The organism is Shewanella sp. (genome assembly GCF_048265805.1).
Taxonomy (GTDB): domain Bacteria; phylum Pseudomonadota; class Gammaproteobacteria; order Enterobacterales; family Shewanellaceae; genus Shewanella.
This window is the reverse complement of the sequence record NZ_JBLXAT010000060.1, coordinates 1-6,646: the sequence shown is the minus strand read 5'-3', so window position 1 is coordinate 6,646 and position 6,646 is coordinate 1. Positions and strand designations below refer to the sequence as shown.

Below are 6,646 nucleotides of genomic sequence, written 5' to 3'. Positions count from 1 at the left end.
AGCGGCGGTAGTTCTAGCTGAGCAGCTCTTAAAAAATGGCTATGCACTGGCGGATTTATGAGGGGATCCTTCAGTACTACACCTTGTTTAAAGTCACGCTAGAAGATGGCAGCTACGAGAAGTACTTCCTCAATGACGAGAAGCTCGATTCACTCCGTACAGACATCGATGGTAATGTCCGAGTTGGGGTTAAAATTGAAAAGCTCAAAAGTAGCAATCAACACCAAAAAACTATCTGGTACAGAGAATCACTCAATGAGCCAATGAAAAAGATCCACAGCCGGATCCTTGGTGAAGATGAAACCTTCGACATTGTTGCTCTAAGCGATGACAACGTTCATGCCTACGTCATCAGTGACAGGGAAAATGCACGCCAAGCACTATGGTCGTATAACATCAAAACTAATGAGTTTGAAAAGGTGTTATTCAGTCATCCTAAATACGATGTTGCCGGTGTGATTCACAATAATGAAGGCAAGGTTGTTGGGATTTATTATTACGATGATTACCAACACCAGTACTTTTTTAACCAACAGCAGGACTCTCTTACAGCCGTAGCACAAAAGTTAATGCCACATGCGCAGTTATATATTGTGAGTAGCTCTCGCGACCAAAAACGTTTTTTATTCAGTGCGCAAACCGCAGAACAAGTGCCAGTTTATTATTTTGTAGATCTACGTAATCAAAAGGCAGGCGCTTGGGTTGCCAGCTATCCATACTTAGTAAAAACTAAGCTATCTGAGCCACAAAAGTTTGAATTCAAAGCCAGTGATGGCATGCAACTTAATGGCTACCTCACCATGCCCCATGGAGCACAAAAACCACCGTTGATTGTATTTCCTCATGGTGGTCCTACTTCTCGCGACACCAAATACTACAACCCATTCGTGCAATACTTTGCAGCCAAAGGCTATGCTGTGATGCAAGTGAACTTTCGAGGTTCAGAAGGTTTTGGCAACCGCTATGAAACTTCGGGCTATTTTGAATGGGGCAAGAGAATGCAACGTGACGTTGATGATGCCACTGACTTTGTAAAAGCTAATTATCCAATTTCTAAGGATAAATCATGTTTGGTCGGTGCAAGTTATGGCGGTTATGTGGCACTAACCGAAGCATTTCAGCATCCCAATAAATTTAACTGTTATATCAGTATTGCCGGCATTGCTGATTTAAAAGCGCTGGTTGAACATGAACGCCGTGATGATTATTTCATCAAGAACATCGTCCAGAATGAAGATTCTAACACTATCGATAAATTGACTGAGGTGTCTGCAGCCTATCATATTGAGCGAATCAAAAAGCCAATTTTGTTGATTCATGGCACGAAAGATACTCAAGTCGATCGTCGTCAATCCAGTGATTTTTATAGCAAAGCTAAAAATAAGATCGATATTAAATATGTCGAGATTAAAAATATGACCCATCATCTCGATGATGCTGAAGGCCGAATGGAAACTTTCAAGTCAATAGACGAGTTTTTAGACAAATATCTACAACCATAAAAGCCTGACATCAGTCAGGCTTTTATGGTTAGCTTTGTCCCGTCCTGAAAATTGTCAACGTATCTTAGGACGGGATATGCGAAACAACTTAGTTCGCTTTACGACGGCACCACCCTAACAGTCCGAGCGAAAGTAAAGGCGTCCACGCCAAGCTACCGCCAGATACCACCACGTCTTCACCGTAATTATCGTTATCGCGGTCATAGCTCTGTAACGGCAAAGCATACAAGCTGTTGGTGTTATCACTGCTAATAGTGGCCACCACGTCGTCATAACCGTATTCGTACAAATCAATTAATACGTCGTAGTAATCGGTGGGGAACCCCGTATCGAGCGAAGTCACCACTTCATAGCTGTCGTAGGCACTTTCTCCCTGCAGATAAAACACATTGGTTGTGTGCAAATGGCGCCAATCGCCGCCATTACGGCTGGTATAAATGACGGCATACACCGGAATTTGCTCACCTGCTGTGGCTCCATAAACGTCAGCGTCAATATTGAGGGAAAATGAGTGATAAAAACCATCATAGTTGAAGTCATCCAACAGATAGGTTTGCACATCATAAAAGCGAAACTCGTGATAATAGCTGTGGCTAGTGACACTGGATATTTTCAATGGTACCCCAACCTTAGTTTTGCTGGCAGGTTTAGCACTGATCTGCTGTTGCATCTCTTGGCGAGTAACACTAGGTAAACTCGCAGCAACGGATTGCGCTAACTGCTCACGTTGCTGCAGCCTCATCTCCTCCACTGGCTGTGAATGGTTGACGCCATACTCAATGGTCTTCACCGCTGAAGCCGCCGCGTTAGCGGTAAAAGTTAAGCCCAGCACCAGCCATGCAAGATAGTAAGACGTTTTCATAGCATTTCCCTCTATTAGTGTTATGGCGCCATTTAACCTTGTAGCAAATGAATGCAACATGAACGAAAATGTTCAGCCAGTGTTCATCTGCGACTTTGATAATCAGCGCTAACACTTTGCCGCATGAGTGTTTTGATCCAGCCAGCGAATCTTTTACACTAATCTCTTAAATCTTTGATGAGCTTGAGTTATGGCACAGCGTTACAGTAAATCTCGTTATCGTTTGTTTAGTATGCTGATATTGCTCGCCTTCAGCGTGTCGCCATGCGCGCCCGTGCTGGCGAAAAATCATCACGGCGATAAAGAGCATCAAACACAATTACGTGTGCGTAGCAGCAACGAAGCAGCACAAATCGCCCAACGCCAGTTTGGTGGAAAAGTGCTAAAAGTGCAGAAAAGAAATAACGGCTATGTGGTTAAGCTCATCAGCGAAGATGGCCGAATCATGTACGTCAATATTAACGCCGTGACTGGGGCAATCGAATAAGAGGTACTGAGTATGCGGATCTTGTTGATTGAAGATGACCTGCAACTGCAACACAACCTCAAGTTACATCTTGAAGAAGCCAGCTATAGCGTAGATACCGCAGCAGATGGCGAGGATGGACTATTTTTAGGGCAAGAATACCCATACGACGCCGCCATCATCGATATCGGCTTGCCTAAACTGACGGGTATTCAAGTGATTGAGTCCCTACGCACCCAGCAGATAGATTTCCCCATTTTGATCCTTACCGCCCGTGACAGTTGGCAAAACAAAGTCGAAGGACTAGACGCTGGCGCCGATGACTATCTCACCAAGCCATTTCATCCGATGGAGTTAGTCGCGCGGATGAAGGCATTGATCCGCCGTGCTGCCGGTAAAGCCAGCCCGATCACCAGCAACGGGCCACTCGCCATTAATACCAGCGCCGCTGAAGTCCGTCTCAATGACAAAACAGTTAACTTAAGTGCCTCTGAGTATCGACTGTTGGAATATCTGTTTTTACATATGGGGGAAGTGCAGTCTAAAAGTGTGTTAATTGAACACCTGTATGACCAAGACTTTGATTTAGACTCCAATGTTATTGAGGTATTTGTGCGACGCTTGCGTAAGAAGTTAGATCCAGACAACCAACTCAATCTTATCGAAACGCTTAGGGGACAGGGTTACCGTATGAATGCCTTGCCTTCGAGTTAACCACATGGCTAAGCCAATCACTAGCCTCTGGTCTCTCAAAAGCCGTATCATCGCGAGTACCTTGCTGGTTAATTTAGTGTTAGTGCCCTTGATTGGTTTCGCTTTGTCTGATGCCTTTCGCATGGAGATGACCAACGCCGAACAAAGTGAAATGAGTGCGGCGATGTACGGCATTTTGGCGTTATCGGAGCAAGAGGATGGTGAACTGGAACTGCCCGCCACGCTGCAAGACAAACAGTTTAATATCGATCAGTCCGGCGTGTATGCGCTCGTCACCGCCCCTGACGGCGACATTCTGTGGCAATCAGGCTCTTTGCTCAGCCTCTCAGCCCCGACACAACTGCCTTTTCCGCCCTTAGGTCAAAGCCAATTTGGTGAGATTGAGTTTAATCAGCAAGCTCATTTCATCTTTAGTTTTAGCGCCAGGTTTGCCGCCACCAGTGCAGAGCAAGCACCGCTCACCTTTGCGGTACATATCATTAAAACCGAACAGATACTGGCGGCTACGCAGGCGCAATTCAGTCAAACCATCTGGCGCTGGTTACTGGCGTTAATACTGGTGTTATTGCTGTTCCAAGCGGGATGGCTGTGGTGGACCATTCGACCACTGGCACGATTTAAACAAGAGCTGAGCGCCGTGGAGCAAGGACAGCAGCAACATATTAGTAGCCATTATCCTACCGAGTTGGCACAGGTGGCTGAACAACTCAATCTATTAATTAGCAATGAGCAACGCCAACGGCAACGTTATCGCAATGCGCTATCAGATTTGGCACATTCGCTAAAAACCCCGTTAGCGGTGCTATCGAGCATTAAGGCATTGCCAGCCGAAGCCCATGAGCCCATCCAAACCATTAATGACAGTATCAGCCATCAGTTGAAACGGGCGCAATCCTCCGGCAATCTCGCGTGGCATCGCGGCATCAGCGTAGCCCCGATTGCTGAACAGCTGGGGCGAACCTTGCCCAAGATCTATCGCGATAAATCACTACAACTGCAGCTATCAGTGGCTGATAACGCGCTGTTCTTTGGGGAAGAAGGAGATCTGACCGAACTGCTAGGCAATCTTCTCGACAACGCCTGTAAAGCCGCGCAACAACAGGTTGCACTCACCGTGTTGCAGCAAGCGCAAGAACTGCAAATCATTGTCGAAGATGATGGGCCCGGCATTGCAGAACATCTACAGCAGCAGATCTTCCAGCGTGGCGTGCGCGCCGATACCTATGATAAGGGTCACGGTGTCGGGCTGGCTATCGTCAAAGATCTACTCGAAAGTTACCAAGGCCACTGGCAAATCACTCGCTCTGAACAACTAGGTGGTGCTAAATTTAGTGTGCACTTACCAAGGGGCTGCTAATTATCGATGTTTTTTACCGCTAGCACTGTGGGATTTAGACACGCTGGTGACGGCGAGACTCGTTATTTTTCATCAACAGCTCCAAGAGAGTTGAATGTTTTTTCAGCTTTCAGCTTATGTTCATCTTGCGTTATATAAGCTCGTCGGTGAACTGATAATTGTGCACACTTTGTGTGCCCTCATGCGAAGGCGGAGGCAACTATGAACACCGTACTCAACGACCAACGCGGCCACTATTTGGCGCAGCTAGTATTGCTAATCGCCTTGATGTTTAGCGTTAGCAGCATTAGCTATGCCGCAGATACCAATGACACCGACTACAGCGATGCCGAAGTCGCGCAGTTGATGTCCCCTATTGCACTCTATCCCGACTCATTGTTATCCCATGTGTTGATTGCCGCCAGCTATCCGCTGGAAGTGGTGCAAGCACAACGCTGGCGCGCCAAACATGACGATTGGGACAATGACAAACTGAATGAAGAAGGCGCTAAACAGGGATGGGATCCAAGTGTGGTTGCACTACTCGCCTTTCCCGATGTGCTGGATAAAATGAGCCAAGATTTGGACTGGACCGCCAAAGTGGGCGAAGCCTTCGTTGCCGATGAAGGCCAAGTCATGGATAGCATTCAGCAACTACGCCAAGCGGCCTACAAGGCTGGCAACCTGACAGATGCGCAAAACATCAAAGTCGAAAGCAACAACGAACGCATTGTGATTGTGCCGAGTAATCCGACTGTCGTTTACGTGCCCTACTATGACACACGTTATGTCTACGGTGACTGGTACTGGGGCGCTTATCCGCCGGTTTACTGGCGTCCATTCCCCGGCTATATCGCCGCAACACACAGTCCGTTTTACTGGCGTCACAGCGGTGTATCCATTTCGTTTAACTTCTTCTTTGGCCACATGTTTTGGCATGACCGTACCGTGTGGGTAGACTACCGTCACCGCTACACCCGTTATGTGCCTGTGCGCCGTAGTCATTCTTACGAAGGCCAACGTTGGCATCATCGCCCCGAACACCGCCGAGGCATCCATTATCGCTCGAATGTGCTGAATAAACGCTATGAGCCTAAGTTACATCGCCCGCCACAACGCGACTATCGCCATGTGAATGACGCGATAAAAACTCATCATCTGCGTGATACTCGCCATATTGAAGGGCAACGTCATGATCCAGCACGGGCAAAGTCAGTCGAGTTTAATCGGGCACGTGACCAACGTCAGACGCAGCACACGATTCACAGTACCGACCGTGATCGTGCGACAGATAGACCTGCGCGGCAGTTTAATTCTCAAAAAGGTGTCAGCACCCATGACAACACTCGCCGCATCACCACTGAGCGGCCGCAAAATAGAGTAACACCAGCAACGTCGCCACAGCGGATGCAACGTGAGCACACAACACAACCCGCTCAACAGCCACAACGTGTGCAGCCTGAGCGTAGAGCGCCACAACAGGCACAACGCCATATGGAAAGCCGCAGTACCTCGGCTCCCCATCGTGGCAATAGCCAAGTAAGACGGCACGAAAACTAATTTGATGCCCATAAAAAAATCAGCAAATAATTTGCTGATTTTTCTGTTCTATTATTAGGGATTCTTTATCTTTAGTGTTTAATTTTTGTTCAAATTAAACGGCATTATGAACGAGGCGAGATCTGCGATGCTTAGTCAACTAAGCAAGCTGAGCGCAACAAAGTTCAGAGTGCGTTTAAATGAACCCTTCGGGCAGCGACAGCGCG

6 protein-coding genes are annotated in these 6,646 nt (G+C 47.3%); 5 read left to right on the top strand and 1 reads right to left on the bottom strand.

Annotated elements, in window-relative coordinates; translation table 11 throughout:
* Positions 1 to 35 precede the first annotated feature (35 nt).
* Complete coding sequence (locus ACN0TT_RS20385) at positions 36 to 1,502, top strand: alpha/beta hydrolase family protein (RefSeq protein WP_417763951.1); 1,467 nt, start codon at positions 36 to 38, stop codon at positions 1,500 to 1,502.
* Between the two features lie 88 nt (positions 1,503 to 1,590).
* Here ACN0TT_RS20385 and ACN0TT_RS20380 read toward each other — a convergent pair whose 3' ends face one another.
* Entirely contained in the window at positions 1,591 to 2,364 is a 774-nt protein-coding gene (locus ACN0TT_RS20380; RefSeq protein WP_417763950.1) for a choice-of-anchor H family protein, read from the bottom strand.
* Between the two features lie 190 nt (positions 2,365 to 2,554).
* Here ACN0TT_RS20380 and ACN0TT_RS20375 point away from each other — a divergent pair, with 190 nt between their 5' ends.
* The 4 genes from ACN0TT_RS20375 (at position 2,555) to ACN0TT_RS20360 (ending at position 6,440) form a co-directional block, all read left to right on the top strand.
* Complete coding sequence (locus ACN0TT_RS20375) at positions 2,555 to 2,851, top strand: PepSY domain-containing protein (RefSeq protein WP_417763949.1); 297 nt, start codon at positions 2,555 to 2,557, stop codon at positions 2,849 to 2,851.
* Between the two features lie 12 nt (positions 2,852 to 2,863).
* Complete coding sequence (locus tag ACN0TT_RS20370) at positions 2,864 to 3,544, top strand: response regulator transcription factor (protein ID WP_417763948.1); 681 nt, start codon at positions 2,864 to 2,866, stop codon at positions 3,542 to 3,544.
* Positions 3,545 to 3,548: 4 nt separating this feature from the next.
* Positions 3,549 to 4,901, top strand: a complete 1,353-nt coding sequence (locus ACN0TT_RS20365; RefSeq protein WP_417763947.1) for an ATP-binding protein — start codon at positions 3,549 to 3,551, stop codon at positions 4,899 to 4,901.
* Positions 4,902 to 5,102: 201 nt separating this feature from the next.
* Positions 5,103 to 6,440, top strand: a complete 1,338-nt coding sequence (locus tag ACN0TT_RS20360) for a DUF3300 domain-containing protein (protein ID WP_417763946.1) — start codon at positions 5,103 to 5,105, stop codon at positions 6,438 to 6,440.
* Positions 6,441 to 6,646: the final 206 nt, after the last annotated feature.